At 43.0% G+C, this 21,313-nt stretch carries 17 protein-coding genes and 1 pseudogene; 11 read left to right on the forward strand and 7 right to left on the reverse strand.

The genetic code is table 11. The features are described from left to right. Positions 1–339 (forward strand): annotated as a pseudogene (locus F0145_RS26240) (IS4-like element ISSysp3 family transposase); the annotation flags it as partial. Between the two features lie 354 nt (positions 340–693). On the opposite strand, the gene F0145_RS15220 reads toward F0145_RS26240, so the two are convergent. Together F0145_RS15220 and F0145_RS15225 are read right to left on the reverse strand one after the other, a co-directional pair. After that, a complete protein-coding gene (locus tag F0145_RS15220; protein ID WP_150089417.1) occupies positions 694–1,296 on the reverse strand; it encodes a hypothetical protein in 603 nt (200 codons plus the stop codon). A 44-nt stretch (positions 1,297–1,340) separates the two neighbouring features. After that, positions 1,341–2,141: a hypothetical protein gene (locus F0145_RS15225; protein ID WP_150089419.1), complete on the reverse strand. Its 801-nt coding sequence runs from the start codon at positions 2,139–2,141 to the stop codon at positions 1,341–1,343. Between the two features lie 166 nt (positions 2,142–2,307). Between F0145_RS15225 and F0145_RS15230 the strand changes: the two genes are divergently transcribed. Then, complete coding sequence (locus F0145_RS15230) at positions 2,308–2,838, forward strand: dihydrofolate reductase family protein (RefSeq protein ID WP_150089421.1); 531 nt, start codon at positions 2,308–2,310, stop codon at positions 2,836–2,838. Positions 2,839–2,954: 116 nt separating this feature from the next. Here F0145_RS15230 and F0145_RS15235 read toward each other — a convergent pair whose 3' ends face one another. Next, positions 2,955–3,344, reverse strand: coding sequence for an SPW repeat domain-containing protein (locus F0145_RS15235; RefSeq protein WP_150089423.1), 390 nt, complete (start codon positions 3,342–3,344; stop codon positions 2,955–2,957). A 388-nt stretch (positions 3,345–3,732) separates the two neighbouring features. Beyond that, positions 3,733–3,954 carry a hypothetical protein gene (locus tag F0145_RS15240; protein WP_150089425.1) on the reverse strand — a complete coding sequence of 74 codons (222 nt, stop codon included), beginning with the start codon at positions 3,952–3,954 and terminating at the stop codon, positions 3,733–3,735. A 591-nt stretch (positions 3,955–4,545) separates the two neighbouring features. Here F0145_RS15240 and F0145_RS15245 point away from each other — a divergent pair. Together F0145_RS15245 and F0145_RS15250 are read left to right on the forward strand one after the other, a co-directional pair. Beyond that, positions 4,546–5,070, forward strand: coding sequence for a GNAT family N-acetyltransferase (locus F0145_RS15245; RefSeq protein WP_150089427.1), 525 nt, complete (start codon positions 4,546–4,548; stop codon positions 5,068–5,070). Positions 5,071–5,184: 114 nt separating this feature from the next. Then, positions 5,185–6,066 (forward strand): PI-PLC domain-containing protein, encoded by an 882-nt coding sequence (locus F0145_RS15250; protein WP_150089429.1) that lies wholly within the window; start codon positions 5,185–5,187, stop codon positions 6,064–6,066. Between the two features lie 75 nt (positions 6,067–6,141). On the opposite strand, the gene F0145_RS15255 is transcribed toward F0145_RS15250, so the two are convergent. After that, positions 6,142–6,354 (reverse strand): hypothetical protein, encoded by a 213-nt coding sequence (locus tag F0145_RS15255; protein ID WP_150089431.1) that lies wholly within the window; start codon positions 6,352–6,354, stop codon positions 6,142–6,144. Between the two features lie 570 nt (positions 6,355–6,924). Here F0145_RS15255 and F0145_RS15260 point away from each other — a divergent pair. From F0145_RS15260 to F0145_RS15285, 6 genes are all read left to right on the forward strand, one after another. Next, complete coding sequence (locus tag F0145_RS15260) at positions 6,925–10,131, forward strand: SusC/RagA family TonB-linked outer membrane protein (RefSeq protein WP_150089433.1); 3,207 nt, start codon at positions 6,925–6,927, stop codon at positions 10,129–10,131. Positions 10,132–10,226: 95 nt separating this feature from the next. Further along, positions 10,227–11,945, forward strand: coding sequence for a RagB/SusD family nutrient uptake outer membrane protein (locus tag F0145_RS15265; RefSeq protein ID WP_150089435.1), 1,719 nt, complete (start codon positions 10,227–10,229; stop codon positions 11,943–11,945). A 27-nt stretch (positions 11,946–11,972) separates the two neighbouring features. Further along, a complete protein-coding gene (locus F0145_RS15270; protein ID WP_223816101.1) occupies positions 11,973–12,785 on the forward strand; it encodes an endonuclease/exonuclease/phosphatase family protein in 813 nt (270 codons plus the stop codon). Positions 12,786–13,472: 687 nt separating this feature from the next. Next, complete coding sequence (locus F0145_RS15275; protein WP_223816102.1) at positions 13,473–14,774, forward strand: ROK family transcriptional regulator; 1,302 nt, start codon at positions 13,473–13,475, stop codon at positions 14,772–14,774. 139 nt (positions 14,775–14,913) lie between these two features. After that, positions 14,914–16,833 carry a glucosamine-6-phosphate deaminase gene (gene nagB, locus F0145_RS15280; protein WP_150089437.1) on the forward strand — a complete coding sequence of 640 codons (1,920 nt, stop codon included), beginning with the start codon at positions 14,914–14,916 and terminating at the stop codon, positions 16,831–16,833. A gap of 151 nt (positions 16,834–16,984) precedes the next feature. Beyond that, on the forward strand, positions 16,985–18,250 hold the full coding sequence (locus tag F0145_RS15285; RefSeq protein ID WP_190277563.1) for a zinc dependent phospholipase C family protein: 1,266 nt from the start codon (positions 16,985–16,987) through the stop codon (positions 18,248–18,250). 135 nt (positions 18,251–18,385) lie between these two features. On the opposite strand, the gene F0145_RS15290 is transcribed toward F0145_RS15285, so the two are convergent. Continuing rightward, entirely contained in the window at positions 18,386–19,075 is a 690-nt protein-coding gene (locus F0145_RS15290; protein ID WP_150089441.1) for a hypothetical protein, read from the reverse strand. Between the two features lie 211 nt (positions 19,076–19,286). Between F0145_RS15290 and F0145_RS15295 the strand changes: the two genes are divergently transcribed. Further along, entirely contained in the window at positions 19,287–19,727 is a 441-nt protein-coding gene (locus F0145_RS15295) for an OsmC family protein (RefSeq protein ID WP_150089443.1), read from the forward strand. Positions 19,728–19,738: 11 nt separating this feature from the next. Here the strand turns inward: F0145_RS15295 and F0145_RS15300 are convergent, their stop codons facing one another. Continuing rightward, entirely contained in the window at positions 19,739–21,250 is a 1,512-nt protein-coding gene (locus tag F0145_RS15300; protein WP_223816104.1) for an HTTM domain-containing protein, read from the reverse strand. Between the last annotated feature and the right edge of the window lie 63 nt (positions 21,251–21,313).

Raw genomic sequence — 21,313 nt, forward strand, 5'->3', positions numbered from 1 at the left:
TTAGTGCAACTCACGCTGCTGGCTTTGTTTGCCGCTAGCAAGATAATGCTCTTGCACCTGGCTTCTAAACAGAAAGAAGCCGTGCCGCTGGCAGAAAGCTTTACCCGGCAAGAAGTCGCTTGTCTGCAGGCTTTACAAAAACGTTATGAAGGAAAAACAGCCAAGCAGCGGAATCCTTACCCCCAAGACTCTTTACAATGGTGCTACTGGATAATAGCCAGATTAGGCGGGTGGAAACCCCACGAAAAGCAGGCGGGGGTGATTACCCTTTTGCGCGGTTGGAATTACTTCCAGCATATCTTGCACGGGTGGACCCTGGCCCAAAAATTTGTGTCCTAATCGTAGCCCTAATTTAGGGAAGGTGCCCGGAGGGCGGAAGGGTTAAACTCATCAAGATGAAAAAAGCCGCACCGGCAAAAGCTAAAAAGGCCAAATAAAAGGTGTTACAGGTAAAAACAGTAGAACAAGAATTACCTCCTTTACTTTCTACACAATAGATTTTTCTGAAATTCCTTGAATTCTCCAGCATTACAACCAGGAGATTATTGTATTATTAGGGAAGGGGGTAATTACTATCGGGTATAATACTAGCAAAACGCCAGCCTGCTTTTATTAGCGGCTGGCGTTTTGCTTATTTTTGCCAGGCAGACTTACTGGCCATAGCCTAATTATAGTTTGTAAAAAAACAAAATATTACTTTGCTAACTGGGCAATTTTCTCCAGCGGAATAGTGCCGGCTAAACGTAAAATATCGGCTTCTTTGGTATCGTCCATTTTAAAAGTAACTAGGGTATTCTGGAGCGGAATCTGTAAATCGTAATTTACTTTTTTGGTTTCGGTATCTTCGTTTTTGTACAACACGCCTTTGTAGCCTTGTACTTTCACTACTTTTTGCTTGCCGTCGCCGGAGTTGCCCACAAACGGAATAGCCAATAAAGTGTTCAGGCTCGTAATCAGCGGTGAATTATTAATAATATCGATGGTGGCGGTTTTGGCGCCGGTGCCGTAGGTGCGTTGTACAAACAAACCCAAACCGCCGGTGCTGCCGCTGCCGGTAGTATTATCGTCTTTAATATTGGCGGCTAGAGCATCCATTTTGGGGGGCAATAATTTCAGAATATCTTTTCCAATGGCAGCATCTACTTCGCGCAGCATTTGTTCCATAGCAAAGCGCGAATTGCTCAGGTTGCCGGCAGTGTAAGCCGTGCGGGCTTCGCCCAGGTTTTTAGAAAAATTTTGGGCCTGCGCCTGATAACAGCATAGGCTTAAAAACAAAAGGATAAATATATTTTTCATAGTAATAGTGTCTTTTAGTTAAGGAAAATCAGGTTAAATAAATTTTATTTCTCACCGAGCATTTTTTTGATGCCATCAATATCCAGGGTGTTAGCTGCCGCCAGCATATCTTGCTCATTCTTAAAGTTTACGCCTTCGTAAACTACCAACGACGATTGGCCAATGGGTACGCTTACTTTATAGCCGCTGCTTTCGTCGTACTCAATAATAGCGCGATTGCCTTTTACTTTGGTTTGTTTCCAGTTTTGCTTGCCGCCCGAGGTTTGCGCCGCAGCACCGCCATTAGCAAAGTACAGGTTTACTCCGGTCATGAGAGCAGCATTATTGGCTACAACTACCCGTAGTTCTTTGTCGGCGTTGTCTTTGTACGCGCGCTGAATGGTTAAACCTACCCAACCCCAGCCGGTGCTGGTTACCTGGTCTTGCTCCGTGTCTTTTTTCAGGCCGCTAATGGTTTCGGGCAAAGATTTTAATATTTTCTGGCCAATTTCCATTTCTACGCCCAACATAGCCTGCTGAATGGCATAGCGGGCTTCGCCGTATTTCCCGGCTTTAAAAGAACCTTCAGCATCGGTTAAATTAACTTTTACATCGGGGGGCGTAAAAACCAGGCCGGCTCCGCCTTTGTTGCGGGCCCGAGAGGTGCCGTCGGCGCCCGTAGATGTTTCTGTTGAACCAGCGTTATTAACGGGCTGGTTCCGGTCCATGCCCATGGCTTTGTCAACGGCCTGTTCGGCTTTCTTCTCAATATTGGATCTTACGCGGTTCAGGAGCACCTGTCCCGAAGCAGATTCGTGCAGCAGGCACAAACCCGCCGCAAGCATAAAACAAGATAATTTTTTCATAGTTTTTTAGTTAATGGTGTTTAGAATATTAGTTTTGCGTAAACTTTAATAAAGTTATAAAAAATCTTTATTAATGAATAAAAATGCAAGCTATTTATTTTCAGTTTGTTTCACAATCGTTCTAAATATTTCGTTTTGAATATTTTTATTAACCTGAAATTATAAAATGCGGAAAGTTATTCTAAACCTGGCAATTAGCCTGGATGGCCTGATTGAGGGACCTAACGGAGAATTTGATTGGTGTTTTACCGACCAAGATTACGGCATGACCGAGTTCCTGGAAAGTGTAGATACGATTGTTTTTGGGCGGAAGAGTTATGAGTTAATGTTAGGTTTTGAAGCAGATCCGTATCCGGGTAAACACAAATACGTGTTTTCGCGCAGCTTAAAAACTGATGCGCCCCAAACCAATTTTGTAAGCGGCAATGTGGCGGAAATAATTAACCAAATACAGCAGCAACCCGGCAAAGATATTTGGTTGTTTGGTGGGGCAGATTTAACTACTGCATTTCTGAACGCCAATTTAATTAACGAACTGCAACTATCTATTCACCCGATTGTACTGGGGCAAGGCAAGCCGCTTTTTGTAAATATTGCGGAGCGAAAACACTTTCGATTAATTAATACTAAAACTTACGAGAGCGGTTTGCTGCAGGCTATTTACGAGCGAATTGACGCGCCATTGAATAACGTATAAAACAATAGGCAAACTTAAATACGCGCTTAATATTCTTTAACTCGTATTTAAGTTTGCCCAATTGGTTGCTGCTTAAAATTTAAGCTATAACTTTTTTTATTAAAGGTGTTAAAAGCTTAATCCGAAAGCATTTGCGGGTTGGTTTCGTCCATTTCCTGGGTTTGGGTTAATGATCCCACGGCTAAACCAAGCAAGCCTGCTCCCAGAAAAACATTACGGGCGCGCTCGTTTCGGTAAAATCCAAATAACCACGGGGCCGTTACGGCCAGGGCATTGGCGGCAAAGTCAATCATTAAATGCGTCTTAAAAGGCATTACCCGGAACAGGCCTAGTTCGTAACGGGTAAAAACGCTGTACATTAAAGCGCCACTGCCCATAACCCGGCATAAAGTAGTCGCCGTTTTTTCTTCGTCTTTAAAGCCGGCTAATTCTGGTGCCGCCGATACAAGTGCGGCATATTTATAATCTATTATCCCGTGTACAAAACGGTTTATTGGTTTTTCCATCGTGCTTTCTGTTTAAGTTTAACCATTTCTTTAAAACCAAACCCAGTCAATAATCAAAAAATTATAACCAGGTTTAAACATACGGCTTGGCGTAATCTGGGTTTTGTCCTAAACCGAAAGAATTTTAGTGATTAAGGGGAAGCCGGTTCTGCTTATTTACCAGCATTATCTGGTAAGTTCAGCAATGCTAATTACGGCGAAAGAAGCAGTTGACTTTTAAGCGAATTAAGAGATGGTTTGGGGTAAAATATTGAACGGACGAAGGAAAGCAGAGATGGCTTGCCCGACTGAAATTTAACTTAAAGCAGCGCTTATGGGCAACCCGAGAGATAAATTTTGGCCCGAAATCTCCCGGGTGCCGCTCTGTATACGCATATTGTTGTTATCGTTAAGATACTAATTCTTCGGCAAGTTCCAGGTGCTGGCGCGTTACAAATTGCCGGCTGCCTTTTACTACTCTGCCGTGGCCCAGGTAAACAAAGCAAGGAAATTCATCTTGTGGGCGATTAGCTTCAAATATTAACCGGTAAAAAGAATGTATAATATAAATTTTTCGGTTTTCGTGGTTAAAAGCTAAAAAATATTCACTGGTATCGTAAAGGTGTTTCATGGGAAAATGGTAGGTGCTTAGTAGGAGTATGCTTAAATAACTGTTTTTAATTTAATTAATGCCTGAATAATATTTGGAATTTTATAAAATTTAAATATTAATGGTTTAATAAAATATATAATATGTTTTAACGAATTAATTAATATGGTTTAAACAAGATTAATGCGCTTTAATAACTTTTAATGCGTGTTTTTATATAATGTTATAAAGGTATGGGTAAGAAAAATGTTTTGCAAATTTTTGTACAAAATAATGTTTAAGGTTTTTGTAATGGCTTAGGTATACACTAAGTTAAAAGGTTGATGTTGGCCTTGGTAGTAGCAGAATGGCTGTTTTGGATCGTAAATATTAGTAATAAATAAGTTTTTCGGTAAGTTGTTATATGTTATAATTATTCCAATATTTGGAAAAAAGATAATTTTTGGTTTTATCCTTGTGAATAAGATTGTTGCGTAGGAACTGGTAAGTTGCACTGGTTAATTAGCTGTTAACAATTAACTTGTAAGCTGATGAGGGAGTAAAATATTTTCTCAGTCTTTAAAATAGAACAACCAGATAGTATATCGGTTTAAAACTGTAAGCAAATAATTAATGATGGGAGCCGGCTTTATAACCAGGGAAGTTACTACCGCAGATATTCCGCAACTAATAAATTTGTACCAACAGGTGGCTGATACCGGGGCGCTGGGGCGTACGGCCGCCGAAATATCCGAAGCTTATATCCAGGATTTTGTTTCTAAAAGTTTAGCCCGGGGAATTATTCTGGCAGTTTGCCCAACTGATGCAGCCGCTATAATTGTGGGAGAAATTCATGGGTACACGTTAGGGTTGCAAACCTTTGCCCACGTTTTTGAGCAGGTTACCATGGTGGTGCACCCGGCTTACCAGGGTGTTGGTGTGGGTAAATTACTCCTGAACACGTTGCAACACCAGATTCAGGTAAAAATGCCGCATATAAAAAAGGTAGAATTAATGTGTTTTGGCAATAACCAACGCGCTTTAAACTTATACTTGCACAATGGTTTTGAGATAGAAGGTCGCCGGAAAAAGCGGGTGCTTTTGCCAAATGGCACTTTTACCGATGGCATTGCGCTGGCCTGGTTTAACCCGGCTTAACCGGCACGAGCAGGTCAGGTTAAATGCCGCAAAAAAATAAGCAGGTTCTGTTTCAATTGTCGTGTAGTATTTCTTTATTTAAGGCGCTTACCTTTATATATTCAGAATATAACTATGCTACTCAATAACCTTAACAGCAATACCGGCGAGCAAAACAGCCCCAATTATTGGGGTAAAATAATAAGGTTCTACTTTTTAGCTGCGTTGTTGTTACTGGCCCAGGTTACGGTAGGGCAGCAAAAGCAGTTACCATTGGCCAAGCCGCTGGAGCAGGGGCATTCTCATAACGATTACTGGCGGCCGCGCCCGTTGCTGGATGCTTTAGCTTTGGGGTTTAAAAGTGTAGAAGCCGATGTTTTTTTAGTAGACAATACCTTGTTGGTAGGGCACAGTAAAAACGAATTGCAGCCCGATAAGACTTTGGAAACTATGTACCTGAAGCCCATTCAGGAACTAGTGCAGGCAAACAAAAAAATATACCGGCAACCAGGTGTTTTGTATTTATACATCGATTTTAAAAGTGAAGGCAAAGCTACCTACGACCAGCTAAGCCCTGTTTTAACTAAATATCGGCATTTACTGGTGAGCCCGCAGCAGCAGCATAAAGGCACGGTAAAAGTGATCCTCACGGGTAATTACCCCGCCGAGCAGGTGCTGGCCGATAAACAACGACTGGTGTTTTTAGACGGGAAAGTAGAACAATTACCGCAAAAGTTAAAGTCAAAAGAATATCCGGTAGTAAGTGGCAACTGGGCCAAATTTTTTAAGTGGCAAGGCGAGGGTGCCATGCCGCCGGCCGAAGCTCGTCAGTTAACCGAATGGGCCAGGATAGCCCAGCAAAATGGTCAGCAAATCAGGTTCTGGAACATGCCCGAAAAAAGCCAGGAGCAAATAAACGTAATCTGGCAGGAGTTGCTTAAATATCCGGCGGTATTAATTGGTACCGATCACCTCGATTGGTTGTCCAAGGCCCTGGCTGAGCAAAAGAAGCCGTAAAGTTTATACCGCATGTGTTTTCTATAAATTATATCTGATAGGTAAAGCTCTTGCCAGATCAACCTCTTTTGAGTGTTAAAACAGCCAGCTTAAAAATAGTATTTGGGTAACTAATTCAAAAATATTGCTCTCCAAAGTAAAATCTACTGTCTCGCCCGTTTCACCAATACCAGCACAAAGGAGATAATTAGAAATCTCAACTAGCTTTTCTGCTGGCGCAGTCTTAATAATTTCATAACCTATTTCCTGCCTGGTTTTATAAAACCGTCTTTTACCTTTATTCCACAAAAGTTCTGAAAGTTATCTAACACAGATATTCATCTTTAACTTATTAGCTATTAATTCATTAAATATTATATTAACATATAGGCTGTATGTTTACAATTTTGTATATCTAAATAATCTTTTTTAAAAAAATTATAGAAGTATTTGTAATTAAGAAATTAAATAATATTCTTTAAGCAAAATTAGCAGTATAAAACATGTAGTGCTGTCTGATATTTAATGCAGCATATTTATTTGAGGGACTTTATTACTTAAGTAAATATAACGCCGGTCTATAGTTAATCAATTAGTATGAATCAGATTTTATCAGGTTACTATAGAAAATAAGTACTCAGCATTTGGCCTCTAGGCAATAAGCAGCTAGATGGGCAATTAGCAAAGGTTTAGGAAAACTATGTTTAACAGAATAAACCTGTTTTTGGCAGATTATAAAAATATTATTGAGTATGTACTTTCTTTAAGTAGCATTTATATAAAAAGATTAAACGGTTTGCCTGTAGTTTGCTGATAGGTACCGGTTTACACAACAGTTTATATTTAGAATACATAATCCTGATTTTTTAATAATTAATTATGCGTAAAATAATACCACCTTTTAAGAGTAAAGGAAGCGCCAACCGCCGGTGTGGCCTTTTGTTAATGGCTCTGTTGGGTATTGTGCCAATAGAGGGGTTTACCAAAGGGCAGGAGGCTGCTGCTTCTAAATTGTTAGTATCCATTATCCGGGACAGTAATCAGCAGAACGCTACGGTTACCGGGCAGGTAAAAGACGGTTCCGGACAGGCGCTGCCAGGCGTTTCGGTTTCTTTAAAAGGAACCAACACCGGTACCATTACCGATGCCGATGGCCGGTTCAGTTTATCGGTGCCTGATACCGGGCAGCCCGTACTTGTTTTCTCTTATATTGGCTTCGAGAGGCAAGAGGTAGCAGTAACCGGACAAGGTTCGTTAAATATTATTCTTCGGGAAGATGCCAAAGCTTTGCAGGAAGTAGTGGTGGTAGGTTATGGAACCCAGGAAAAAGTAAACTTAACTGGTGCTGTAGCTGTAGTTAGCGCCGAGGCACTCGAAAACCGGCCTATTACCAATGCCTCTTCAGCCCTGCAGGGGTTAGCGCCGGGTTTAACGGCCGTTAGTGCATCCGGCTTTCCGGGCGCATCCGGTGCCAGCCTGCGTATACGGGGAGTCGGAACCCTGAATAATGCCAATCCTTTTGTAGTAGTTGATGGTATTCCCGACGTAGATATTAACTCTATTAATCCGGAAGATATAGAAAGTGTATCGGTGCTGAAAGATGCGGCCTCGGCTTCTATTTATGGTTCTAGGGCAGCTAATGGGGTTATTTTAATAACCACCAAAACCGGCAAAGCTAACCAAAAGCCTACCATTAGTTACAATGGCTACGTAGGGGTGCAAACGCCAACGGCTCTGCCTAAAATGCTGGGTTCTGCGGAATACATGGAAATGCTGAATGAATCGCAGCGCAATGTAAATCATACGCTAACTTATTCAGATGAACAAATAAAAATTGCCCGGGAAGGTACCGACCCCAATTATTTTGCGAATACCAATTGGTCTAAAGCACTTTTTAAAGATTATGCTCCCCAGCAAAGCCACAACGTAAGTTTAAACGGCGGCACTTCCGATTTAAGTTATTATGCTTCTTACGGCCGCTTAAACCAGGAAGGCCTGGTGGTCGGCGACCAATATACCGGCAACCGGAACAATACTAAATTACGCCTAACTTCTAAAAATCTGCTTGATTTTATTGATTTAGATGCCAACTTAAATTATATCGATCGCGCGCAGAACCAGCCGGCCGGTGGCACCGATCATAATTCCGGTCCTATTTATACCACTTTAACCATGTCTCCGCTAGATCCGGTTAGATTCTCGAACGGTAATTGGGGATATGGTGGCGGATCGAGCAACCCGGTAGCCATTGCCACCGATGGCGGCTATAATAATTTCAACTCGCAGGAATTTTACGGAAGTTTATCGGGTACCATCCATTTGTTGAAAAACCTGGATCTGCGGGCACAGTATGGTATAAACGCCATTAACCAGCTTCGTTCTACTTTCTCCCGCAAAATTGATTATTTCTATCCTGATTCTGGCAAGCCCTGGTATACCAACCGGACCGCTAATCAGCTCGAAAACCGCGATTATAAAAGCCGGAAAGAATTATTATCAGGCCAGTTAAACTATGGCATAAACCTGGGTAAACACGATTTTAAAGCTTTGCTGGGTTATCAGCAGGAAGAATATCGCTACGACTCCTGGTATGCCTCTAAATTGGGCTTTGTGAGCGATGATGTACCGGTATTTAGCTTAGGAACTTTGGACCCACGGGCTACTGGTGACGCTTACCAATGGGCTTTGCGGTCTTATTTTGGCCGGTTAAACTACAGCTTTGCCGATAAATATTTACTAGAATTTAATGCCCGTTACGATGGCTCATCCCGTTACTTACCAGGCCGGCGTTATGGTTTCTTCCCATCAGCATCGGTTGGCTGGCGCTTTACCCAGGAAAACTTCTTTGCCAATACCGGTGCCTTATCCTGGCTGAACGAAGGAAAACTCCGGGTATCGTACGGTGATTTGGGTGGCCAATATGGGGCCGATGGTGTAGCCTATTCTGAATGGTACCCGTTTGTGCCGGTGCTTACCTCTATTGCAACCATGCCAATTGGCAATATTTTAACTACCGGGTTGGCGCAGCAAGTACTGGCAAACCCTTACCTGGAGTGGGAAACCGCCAGTATGGCTAATTTTGGTTTAGACTTAGGCTTCTTTAACAACAAACTAACCTTTACCGGCGATATATTCGATAGGAGAACCAAAAATATTCAGTTACGGGTACCGCAGCCCGATATTCTGGGATTAGATGTACCTGACCAAAATGCCGGTGAAGTTTCGAACAAAGGTTGGGAAGTAAGTCTGGGCTGGCGCGAAGACCGAAATACTTTTAAATACGGTTTTACCGCGCAACTCGCTGATGTACGGAATAAAGTAGTGAATTTAGGCGGCGCACCTCCTACTATTTCTGATAGAATCCGGCAGGTAGGGTATCCGATAGATGCTTACTACGGCTACAGAACCGATGGTTTGGCCCAGGCAGAAGATTTTGAAACCAACGATAAAGGCGTGCTGGTACCTAAGTTTCCGATTTTTGATGCCGATGCTGGCAAAGTAGGTCCCGGGGATCTTAAATTCAGAGATTTGGATGGCGATGGCAAAATTACTGCCGATAAAGACCGGGTAGTAATTGGCGATGCTTTCCCGCGCTATACCTATGCTTTAAGAGGCGATTTTGGTTACAAAGGTTTCGATTTCTCTTTCTTCCTGCAAGGCGTGGGCAAAGCCAATGGCTATGTATCCGGGCCGGGTATTCATACCTTTCACGTAAATGGTGCTTTCCCGCAAGAAGTTCACCGCGACCGCTGGACCCCCGAAAATACCGATGCTTGGTACCCTCGTTTTACTTACTCTGATACCCGCAACTCAACCATGCGCCTATCTGATTACTGGCTGCAGAATGCCGCTTACTTACGCCTGAAAAATATTCAGTTGGGTTACACCATTCCGCAGCAGCTTTTAAGTAAGTTCCGGATTGATCATTTGCGGTTATATGTTTCGGCCGAAAACCTGTTTACTAAATCAAAATACTTTTATGCCTACGATCCGGAAACAGCGGGTTCCGGCGGTTCCGCCATTAATGGTGGTATGTATCCGCAGGTGAAAACAGCTATTTTCGGTATAAATTTCAGGTTTAAATAATTTACAAAAACCAGGAATAAAGCTTGCCGGATTTAATAAAATAAGATTAAATCCGGCGGCCATTCGGCTAAAAGATCAAAGCATAATTTATTATCATGAAACAAAAACATAAATATAATTTTAGCAAAGTTGCCTGGCGCAAGACTTCTCTTACCTTTGCTACTATCGCAATTCCCGTATTTTTAGGTACGGCGCTTACCAGTTGTGAAGACGATTTTTTAGAGCGTAAGCCGCTTGATGCCATTACCGACGTTACCTTCTGGAAAACCGAAGAGCAGCTGCAACAAGCCGTAAATGGCACTTACGCTTCGCTGAAAGGCAAGAACTTTGCCGATATGGAAAACTTAGCCGATAATACTATTTATCCGCCTCGTTCCGATTATCAGGCTATTTCCAGTGGTAATTTCGATTTTACTTCGGGTACCCTTAATAGCGAATGGACGGCGCAGTTTGATGGTATACGCCGTTGCAACCACTTTTTAGAAAATTATACCAAAGCACAAGGCGTAGTAAACGAAGCCAAATTAAACCAATTTGTGGGCGAAGTACGGTTTATGCGCGCCTTTTTGTACAGCTACCTCTCTTTCTTCTTTGGCGATGTGCCTTTGATTACCAAAACCTTAAATATAGGCGACCCTGAAATATACGGCCCGCGTACGCCGCGTAAAGAAGTAGTAGATTTTGTTTTAAATGAATTAGAAGCCGCTGCGCAGGGCTTGCCCAATACTTATGGCGCCGCCGATTTAGGCCGCATTACCAAAGGTGCTGCTTTGGGTTGGAAAGCCAGGGTTGCCCTGTTTTACGGCCGTTACGATGTGGCCGAAGTTGCTGCCAAAGCCGTAATGGATTTAGGTGTTTACCAGCTTTATTCTAATGGCAACCCCGCTACCAGCTATAATGAGTTGTTTACCGATGCCGGAAAACTGGCTGCGGGTAAAAACAAAGAAACCATGCTGGCCAGATTATTTGTGCAGAACGTAGCAGAACATAACATGAGTCGCGAAACGCAGGTACCTGACCAAACCTCGCGCTTTAGCCCTACTAAATCGTTAGTAGATGCGTATTTGTGTATCGATGGCTTGCCCATTAACAAGTCGCCGTTGTACAAAGAGGAAACCTACGAAGATATCTTTAAAAACCGCGATCCGCGCATGAGCCAAACCATTCTGGCGCCGGGAGCTGCCTGGGGCGGTTTAGATGATGGCGACCAGGACGATAAGCCTAATGCCATATTTAACCTGCCTAAATTTAATGCCGATAAAAAAGGCAGTATTACCGGTACTGGTTATTATTTTACTAAATACGTAGATATTCCGGCGGTTGGTATTTTTAATAAAGATGATAACGATATTCATCTGCTCCGTTACGCCGAAGTGCTTTTAACTTATGCCGAAGCCCGTTTAGAACAAGGTAAACTTACCCAGGCCGACGTGGATATGACCATTAATAAAATAAGAGAAAGAGTGGGTATGGTGCCCATGAATATTGATGAACTGGCAGCTAATGGTCTTGATTTGCGGGAAGAAGTACGGCGTGAGCGCAGAATAGAATTGGCCCGGGAAGGTCAGCGCTATTTCGATATTTTGCGCTGGAAACAAGGTGAGCTTCTGGCCCAGGATGTAAAAGGTGTAAAGAAAAGCCTTATTCCTAGCTGGAGCCAGAGCTTTGTTAAAAGTATTCCAACCGATGCGGATGGTTACTTAATTATAAACACCGGCAGACGCTTCGAGCCCGGTAAGAATTACCTGTGGCCCGTGCCTTTTACCCAATTGCAACAAAACCCGAATTTAGGACAGAACCCTGGTTGGGAATAATGCTGATAAGTAAGTTAAAAGATAAATATGAAGTACTTTTTTTTAAGCTTTATAATAGGAGCCACCTTTTTGGTGGCTTCCTGTTCTAAAGCCATTAATCCGGTAAAAAACGCCGCTGAAGCGGCTTCGCTGCGGGTAATGGCCTACAATATTCATCACGCCAATCCGCCTTCGCGTCCCGATTTTATAGATATTGATGCTATTGCCAACGCTATTAAAGCGCAAAATCCTGACTTAGTGGCGTTGCAGGAGGTAGACGTAAATACTGAACGCTCGGGTAAGTTTAACCAGGCCGAGGAAATAGCTAAGCGGTTAAACATGCATTTTTACTTTGCTAAAGCCATCGACCACCAGGGGGGCGATTATGGTGTAGCTATTCTGTCTAAATATCCTTTAACCGAAACCCAGGTGCACCGGCTACCCAGCAAACCCGAAACTAAAGGCGAGCCCCGTGTGCTGGCAACCGCTAAAATTACCTTACCCAATGGTGCCGCAATCCGGTTTGGCAGCACCCACCTGGATGCGCAAAAAGCCCCGGTAAACCGACAGATTCAGATAGAAGAAATTGGTAAAATTGCCGCTACAGAACAACTTCCTTTTATTATTGCCGGCGATTTTAATGCCACCCCAGATTCTGAGGTAATTGCGGGCCTGGATAAATATTTTACCCGAACCTGCCAGAACTGCGCCCCAACTATTCCAGTAATTAACCCCAGCAAAACCATCGATTTTATTGCCTACAAACATCCCAAAAATAAAATACGTGTGGCTAGCCACCAGGTAATAAACGAGCAGTACGCCTCAGACCATTTACCGGTATTGGTAGTGCTTAATTTATAAACCAAAACTACCTGAAAGCCGGTTTAGTAGCATTCATTAGCAAAGTAAGTAGGTAAGCAGCCTGTTTAGGATTATAGGCCCTAAATAGGTTGCTTAACTGCTATTTTAAAAAACGGCCTTTACTTTTAGCTAAATAATTGGTTGACTTTGCTTTAAGCAGAAACAAATTATTTTACCTTCGCCCAGTATATTTTAATTACGATATAGTTATCTTACAAACAGCTATTATGCGAAAGTAAAAATTAACCGTTGGTAGAATATTCTTAGCAGGGAACTACTTATACCACTATCAAATAGAGAATGCGCTTAAAAACCAATTTTGGTCATCCTGAGCTTGTCGAAGGATCTATAACAGCATTGTAAAATAAAGTCAGCTATTTCGACAAGCTACCTATGACTACAATAATGTAAGCGCTTTAATTAATTGATAGTAGTATAATAAAAGTATTTATCAGGGCAGATTAGGAAAAAACGATAGAATGATTTACTTGTTTTTTGCCCAATATTAGTGCTTGCGAAAGGTTAGGTTTTAGTGCAGATGGGCAGCATAAGCTTCAATAATAAAAAAATACTCAAATTGAGTATTCGGATTTTCGCTAAAAATTTATGTAATTGTTTTTACTTCTTAAAAAAAATAATCAAAGTATTTGGAGGTAAGCAGAAAAAAGAAGTAATTCAACTTTATAAATGCAACACGAAACCATGAGCACGTTGTTACTGGAAGATACATACATAAAAAAACTTAATAATATTGATAGGAAAAAGCATCTGCTTAAAATAAAGATTATTAAGCACTTGTATCTTAAAGGCGCTAAATCTAACACGGATATTTGCAATCGGTTTAATATTAGTTCGCCTACCTCCATGACTTTAATTAATGAGTTAATAGCCGAAGGTCTGGTTGAAAAGCAGGGCCGGGGCAACTCATTGGGTGGCCGGAAACCAGATTTGTACGGGCTGCGCGATAATTCTTTGTTTGTGTTGAGCATTGCCATGGAGCGGTTTAAAACCCAAATGGCTATTTTCGATAACAACAACAATAATATTACTGGTATCCAGGATTATCCAATCCGGATTTCCGGCGACCTGAGTGCTGTAGAGCAGTTATACGAGTATGCCAGCAATTTAATTAGTAATTCCGGCATTAACCCCGATAAATTAATGGGTATTGGCATTAGCATGCCGGGCCTGGTGGCTTCCAAAGAAGGCAATAACTACACCTACTTACTTACGCATCAGGAATCGGAATCGCTGCTGCAAATATTAGAAGCTAAATTTAAAAAGCCGGTTTACATACAAAACGATGTTAAAAGTGCTGCCCTGGCCGAATATCGTTTTGGTTTGGCCCACGGTCGTAGAGATGTCCTGGTTTTGTCTATGGATTGGGGTATTGGTTTGGGTATTATTTCGGACGGTAAATTACGCAACGGAGCTTCGGGTTTTGCCGGTGAGTTTGGACATATTCCTATGGTAACCGATGGTGCTTTGTGTTACTGCGGCAAGCGGGGCTGTCTCGAAACCATTGCTTCGGGTATTGCGCTGGCCCAAATGGCCAAAGACGGTATTAAATCAGGGCAACGCTCTATTTTAAACGAACTCTCGGACCGCGAAATAGACAAAATAGAACCCCAACTGGTAATAGATGCGGCCAACCGCGGCGATCAATATGCTATTAATATTTTGTCGGAGATTGGCGTAAACCTGGGCAAAGGTATTGCCATGCTAATTCAGTTGTTTAATCCGGAACTAATAATATTAGGTGGCAAAATTGCCGAAGCCCGCCAATATATAACAACGCCTATTCAATATTCTATTAATAAATATTGCATGGCGCAACTACGCGAAAGAACTACCATTTCCTTATCAGATTTGGGACCTAATGCCGGTATTCTAGGCTCAGTGGCCCTGGTAATGGAAAATATTTTCGAAAATTACCTGGAGTTAGTCGAAGAAAACCGCCAGTTACCGGTAGCGCCAGGAGTAGATTAACCCATAACCCAATATTAGCAGAAAAGCCTTAATCTGATTAAAGCCAGATTACCAGTGCAATAGCAATCTTAAATTTTGTAATTAATAGTTCCACATTATTATAGTACAATTATAAACCGCCCAAAAGAAAAAATAAGCTATGGCCCGATTAAATCTGTTAGAAGAAACCCGGTATGAGAAACTGCCGGTAGTTGTTTATGAAAATGCTGCCCTTGCCTCCCGGCAGGTAGCCCAGCGTATTGCAACGCTCATTAAAAGTAAACAACAACGCGGCGAAAAAACAATTTTGGGTCTCGCTACCGGTTCTACTCCCATCCGGATGTATGCCGAACTGGTAAGAATGCACCGCGAAGAAGGGTTGAGCTTCCGCGATGTAGTAACTTTTAACCTGGACGAATATTATCCCATGCGGCCCACGGCACCCCAGAGCTACGTGACCTTCATGAACGAAAATTTGTTCGACCACATTGATATTGATCCGGAAAATATTAACATACCCAACGGTACACTGGCGCAAGAAGAAATACCGGCTTTTTGTTTGGCTTACGAGCGTAAAATAGAAGAACTGGGTGGCCTGGATCTGCAAATATTAGGTATTGGCCGTACCGGTCACATTGGTTTTAACGAACCTGGTTCGGCACCCAACTCCGGTACCCGCCTGGTAACCCTCGATGACCTGACCCGCTGGGATGCGGCCCGCGATTTTGGGGGAAAAGAAAATGTGCCGACCAAAGCCATTACTATGGGTATTGGTACCATTTTTAAAGCCCGCGAAATTATTCTGATGGCTTGGAATGGGAAAAAAGCGCCCATCGTAAAAAAAGCGGTAGAAGGCGAAATGTCCGGCGAAGTACCTGCCACTTACCTGCAGCTTTCCGATAATGTAGAGTTTATTCTGGACCAGGATGCTGCCGCCGACCTTACCCGGTTTAATACGCCGTGGCTGGTAAAAGATTGTGTTTGGGATACGCCGTTAACCAAAAAAGCGGTAATCTGGCTGTCGCAAACCGTAAATAAACCTATTTTAAAACTAACCGACGAAGATTATAATAACCACGGCATGGCCCAACTGGCTACCGAAAAAGGGCCGGCTTATAATATTAATATCGATATTTTTAACCAGCTGCAACATACCATTACCGGCTGGCCGGGCGGTAAACCCAATGCCGACGATTCGCAGCGGCCCGAAAGAGCCGACCCGGCACACAAACGGGCTATTATTTTCTCGCCACACCCCGATGACGATGTTATTTCGATGGGCGGTACGTTTATCCGGCTCGTAGACCAAGGCCACGAAGTACACGTGGCTTACCAAACTTCTGGTAATACGGCTGTGTGGGACGATGACGTACTGCGTTACATGGAGTTTGCCATTGATTTTAACCAAAGCATTGGCCAGGATGGGAAAAGGCTGCAGCAGATCTACGACGATATGCGCCAGTTTTTCGTAACCAAGCAGCCCAACCAGATAGATACACCGGAGGTGCGCAACGTAAAAGGCTTTATCCGGAAAACCGAAGCCATTGCAGCTGCCCGTTACGCCGGCTTACCCGACGAAAATATTCATTTTATGGCGCTGCCTTTTTACGAAACCGGCAAAACCCAGAAAAACCCGGTTTCGGATATTGATGTAGAGCTCACCATGGAGTTACTGCAGCAGGTAAAACCCCACCAGGTATACGCCGCCGGCGATTTTGCTGACCCCCACGGAACCCACATTGTAGCCTTTAATATTATTGTGGAAGCCCTGGAACGCTTGCGTAAAACCGAAGCCTGGGTGCAGGATTGCTGGCTATGGATGTACCGCGGCGCCTGGCATGAGTTTGAAACCCACGAAATTGAAATGGCGGTACCTTTATCGCCGCAGGAAGTAATTCGCAAACGCAACGCAATTTATAAACACCAGTCGCAAAAAGATACGCCGGTATTTCCGGGTGAAGATTCGCGCGAATTTTGGGTACGTGCCCAGGACCGCAACAGCGAAACCGCCAAAATATACGACAAACTGGGCTTAGCCGATTACGAGGCCATGGAAGCTTTTGTGCGCTGGAAGTTTTAGTTCTCTTTAAGTAACAATCGGGTATATTAATACAAAACAACTTAATTTTATTATATACCTTTTAATATATATTAAACGTATATACACCAGGAGTTAATCCTGCCCGGGCAAAACTTTACAGTGGTTTTGTTCGGGCAGGTTTCTGATGTATATGCGAAAACCAACCCGTAATTTTTATTCTGTTTTACTTACTTGCTTTTTCCTGTTTGGCTATGTAGCGCCGGCTAAAAGTTACAGTGTGCTTACCCATCAGGCCATTATTGATGTGGTCTGGCAGGATGCCCTAGTGCCGGTACTAAAAAAGAAATATCCGAATGCTACGCCGGAGCAATTACGTTTAGCTCACGCCCACGCTTATGGGGGCGCCATTATCCAGGATATGGGTTATTACCCGTTCGGGAGCAAGTTTTTTACCAATGTGGTACATTATGTACGCACCGGCGATTTTATTTTAAACCTGATTACAGAAGCCCAAAGCCTGAACGAATATGCTTTTGCACTGGGTGCGCTGGCGCATTATTACGCCGATAACAACGGTCACCCTTTAGCCACAAACAAAGCAGTGCCGCTGGTTTATCCTAAGTTAAAAAAAGAATACGGCAATGTAATTACCTATGAGCAGGACCCGCTGGCCCACGTAAAAATGGAATTGGGTTTTGATGTACTGCAGGTAGCCCGCGGCAATTACGCCCCCGAAAATTACCACGATTTTATTGGCTTTAAAGTAAGCAAAGAAGTGCTGGAGCGCGCTTTCCGGAGAACTTACGGGCTAGAGTTAAATAAACAGTTTATGAGCCTTGACTTAGCCATTGGTACTTACCGGCGTACAGTAAGCAATTTTTTTCCGGCCCTTACCAAAGCGGCCTGGAACATGAAAGCCGACGAGATTCAAAAGGCAAAACCCGGCGCAACCCGGCGCCAGTTTCAGTACCGCATTAGTAAAGCCAGTTACACCAAAACCTGGGGAAATAATTACCGGGAGCCAACCTTATGGGAAAAGTTTTTGAGCTGGATGCTGCGCCTGTTGCCTAAAATTGGCCCGCAACGGCCGCTAACCTTTAAGCCGCCCACTCCCGAAGCCGAAAAATTGTTCATGCAAAGTTTTACCGCTACCGTAGACAAATACAGCGTGGGCTTAAAAGCTACTGCTACGCAAACGCTCCAGCTATCCAACACCGATTTTGATACCGGCCAGCCAATTAAACCCGGCGATTACGGCAAAGCCGATGAAACCCACCTGGAACTGTTACTAGAACTGGCCAAAATTGAGTTTAAAACCCTTACGCCGGAATTAAAAAAAGCTTTGCTGCAATATTATGCCAAGCCCGAAATTGCCCTGAAAAAAGAAGAAGACAAAAAAGATAAACAAGCCGTTAAGGTTGCTTTGCAGCAGTTACATGCAGCCGTTGCTCATTAATAGCTAAATAATTAGCCGTAAAGGTCTTAAATAAGCCGCTAAGGTGTGAGCATGCGCTTGAACCAGGTTATTAAAACAGCATCAGGCCGTTGCGGCAATTAGCTATCAGTACTCTACAGCTAGGTAAAGGCTAACTTAAAGTTGCGTCTGCTTTCTGAGTAAAGCAATTTCCTGCTTTAATTCTTCTACCCGGTTTATTTCGGTTTGCAGTTCTCTTTTAATTTTCAGCTCTTTATCGCGGGCGGTTTGTTTATGATTTTTAAATTCCTGCTCTATGTCGTTGTAAGATCTTACTTTTTCGTCGGCAACATACTTGCTGTTTTTATACAGGTAAAACAAAATTCCCAAGCCTATCAGCAAAAATGCAATAATGCCCCAGCTTAATATTACAAAGGTAATTTTGTTCATATCCAGGCCTAAAAAAGAAATATTGGCTACGTTGTGCGCACTTTGCTGCACAGCCAGTTCTTTTTGGGCATTTTCCTGCTTTAAAATTTGCAGTTGTTTCTCCTGGTCTTGCAGGCTTTGCTTGGCTTGCAACAATTCCTTTTCTATGTCTTTGCGGGCATTTTTTAATTTTATTTCCCGGGCCTTTAAGGTATCGGCAACGTTTCGCCAGAAACCATCTAAACGGTTGAGCTTAACTACTTTGTAGTCTTGGTTAAATTCTTTGTGGGTAGAAGAAAGGTATTTTAACGAATTAAATTGCTGTTGTAAGGTGTTGTTTTTAGGCTGGGCAGCGGTAGCTTTTTGGGCAGGTGCCTGGGCAAAAACAACGCCCGCAGAAAATAATAAAATAGAAGAAAGAAGAAAGATGGCCTTCATAAATAAGTACTAAAGTTCAACAATTTTACCAGGTCAGATATAAAAGTAAGGAATTATTTAGTAGGGGAAAAGCTGAATTTAAGCGGAACAGGTTTAGAATATTCTTTTAAACGCAAAAAAATTAGCTTGTGGTATATATTCCACGACTAATTGCGTATAACTTTTTGGTGTAAAGAAGGTTATTTTTATTTAAATTGTAGTTAGCAGGTACATGCAAGAAGGAATAAATGAAGTAGTAGTAAGTGCCGAAGCGGCAACCGGTTTGGTAGCTACTATCCGGGCCGAGGAACAAGAAATAATTATTGATGAATCGGGTTTGGTGAGCGGCAGCAAAACCGGCCCCGACCCTTACGATCATATTCTGGGCGCTTTGGGAGCTTGTACCGTAATTACGCTGCACATGTATGCGCAACGTAAAAAATGGCCTTTAGAGCGGGCCGAAGTACGCCTGAAGCACGAACGTGTTTATGCCGATGATTGTGTTGGCTGCGAAAAAGAAGATACTAAAATTAACCAGGTTACCAAAAAGCTTTATTTGCAAGGGCCTTTAACGCCGGAACAGCGCCAGCGCCTGGAAGATATTTCGGCCCGGTGCCCGGTACAAAAAACGCTGGAGGCCGGCCTGAAAGTAAAAACTATTCTGGTGCCCTAAAATATTGCCAGCTAAGGATTTACCCCACAGCTACACAACACCTCACGGGTGGGCGGCGAAACCTGGTAATCGGGTAAGGTAACTTCTTTCATGTATATTACTTCCAGGTTGGTAACCGGCTCACCGGGGTGGTTTTCGTTCCAGATGCGCAACATATAATTGCAGTAATAAGGGCGCATAAAACTGTTGTGCACAAATAAATAATTTTCTGAATATTTTCGCCACCTATCATTTTTAAACAACGCCATTACCGACGGCGGCTTGGCGTAATTAGCTTCGCGACCTTTTTGGTTTAAATCTACTAACCGGTTTTGGGTAGTGGTGCCTTCTAAAATATACCAGCCATCGTCTTTAAAAACGGCCGGCGCAAACATACCCCAATATTGGTCGATGCGCAGGAAAGTGCCCACCCAGCGGTTCCCCGGCGACATAGCATTGCCTTTAAAAACCGTTACATCCAGGTTCCACCAGAGTATATAAGCCAAAAAGAGCAATACGGTTGTCTCCCGTAATATTAGTTGCCGGGAGTTAGAGAACCAGGAAGGACGGTTAAATTTTACTTCTACCGCAACCGGTACCGGATTGCGGAGATGTATATGCATTTGTTTAAGGCGCAGGTAAATGCGGCTGTAAAGCGGCAAAACTTTAGTATCTATCCAGTCCATGGCTTTGGCCGGTAACATGCCCGCCAGCGAAGCAAAATTTATGAGATAAAACAGCCCCACAAAAAGCGTTAAGCTAATGCCTACGTGGAAAGAAGCCAGCACCCCCACAAACACCAGCCGGAAAAAGGTGGTATACACCGGAATAAGCAAAATCAAGGGCAGCAATAACTCAGTATAGAAAGTAATATGGGTGAGGTATTTAAGTAAAAGCGGGTAAGGATAAATTAAATTACCCATTGGCATTAAAACCTGATCCAGGCTGAGGGCATAATAAAGCGCCGTGCCTTCGGTGCGCCACTCGGGGCTGGTTTTAATTAAGGCGGTAAAAATATACATGAAGCAAACCTGCAATATGTATGCCGCTGTAGCTACACTTACATAAGGGGCAGGTCGCGGGGCATTTTCTTTGCTCCGGATAGCATCTACGGAATAATATTTACCCCAGGGCAAAAAAATAGCCCAGAACAAGAGCATGCGCAATAAATCGTCGCCGCCCTGCGAAATAAGCGTGTTGCGATTGTGCAGCGATACCAGCAGTACCCACGAAATAATAGTAGCCGCCCGGGTTTTATAACCCAATAATAAACAAAAAGCAACTACTGCGGCCAGCAAAAACAGCAAGGCCTGTACCTGCCACAAACCACTAAGCGTATGAAACGAAAAGTAAAACGGGTCCCAGGTGTGCTGGAACATAACATGCAAAGGTAAAACTCCCATGTTAGAATAATGGGCTTCCAGGTCGGAAGCCCGGATAGCCAGATCCGTTAAAATAATGCCTGCAATCCAGATTCGCATAAAGGCCAGCGCCCGCAAATCAATGGTAAATATTTTTTTAAAATATAGTAACAGGTACTTCATCTAACACACAATCAGGTATTTATAAACTACGGGAAAGAAAAACAAAAAGGCAAGATCCTTTAG

The organism is Adhaeribacter rhizoryzae (assembly GCF_008629685.1).
Classification (GTDB): Bacteria; Bacteroidota; Bacteroidia; order Cytophagales; family Hymenobacteraceae; genus Adhaeribacter; species Adhaeribacter rhizoryzae.

Coding starts and splice junctions, on each gene's coding strand:
- F0145_RS15220 (WP_150089417.1), bottom strand. CDS start 1,296: ATGAAAAATATATTTATCCTTTTGTTTTTAAGCCTATGCTGTTATCAG.
- F0145_RS15225 (WP_150089419.1), bottom strand. CDS start 2,141: ATGAAAAAATTATCTTGTTTTATGCTTGCGGCGGGTTTGTGCCTGCTG.
- F0145_RS15230 (WP_150089421.1), top strand. CDS start 2,308: ATGCGGAAAGTTATTCTAAACCTGGCAATTAGCCTGGATGGCCTGATT.
- F0145_RS15235 (WP_150089423.1), bottom strand. CDS start 3,344: ATGGAAAAACCAATAAACCGTTTTGTACACGGGATAATAGATTATAAA.
- F0145_RS15240 (WP_150089425.1), bottom strand. CDS start 3,954: ATGAAACACCTTTACGATACCAGTGAATATTTTTTAGCTTTTAACCAC.
- F0145_RS15245 (WP_150089427.1), top strand. CDS start 4,546: ATGATGGGAGCCGGCTTTATAACCAGGGAAGTTACTACCGCAGATATT.
- F0145_RS15250 (WP_150089429.1), top strand. CDS start 5,185: ATGCTACTCAATAACCTTAACAGCAATACCGGCGAGCAAAACAGCCCC.
- F0145_RS15260 (WP_150089433.1), top strand. CDS start 6,925: ATGCGTAAAATAATACCACCTTTTAAGAGTAAAGGAAGCGCCAACCGC.
- F0145_RS15265 (WP_150089435.1), top strand. CDS start 10,227: ATGAAACAAAAACATAAATATAATTTTAGCAAAGTTGCCTGGCGCAAG.
- F0145_RS15270 (WP_223816101.1), top strand. CDS start 11,973: ATGAAGTACTTTTTTTTAAGCTTTATAATAGGAGCCACCTTTTTGGTG.
- F0145_RS15275 (WP_223816102.1), top strand. CDS start 13,473: ATGCAACACGAAACCATGAGCACGTTGTTACTGGAAGATACATACATA.
- nagB (WP_150089437.1), top strand. CDS start 14,914: ATGGCCCGATTAAATCTGTTAGAAGAAACCCGGTATGAGAAACTGCCG.
- F0145_RS15285 (WP_190277563.1), top strand. CDS start 16,985: ATGCGAAAACCAACCCGTAATTTTTATTCTGTTTTACTTACTTGCTTT.
- F0145_RS15290 (WP_150089441.1), bottom strand. CDS start 19,075: ATGAAGGCCATCTTTCTTCTTTCTTCTATTTTATTATTTTCTGCGGGC.
- F0145_RS15295 (WP_150089443.1), top strand. CDS start 19,287: ATGCAAGAAGGAATAAATGAAGTAGTAGTAAGTGCCGAAGCGGCAACC.
- F0145_RS15300 (WP_223816104.1), bottom strand. CDS start 21,250: ATGAAGTACCTGTTACTATATTTTAAAAAAATATTTACCATTGATTTG.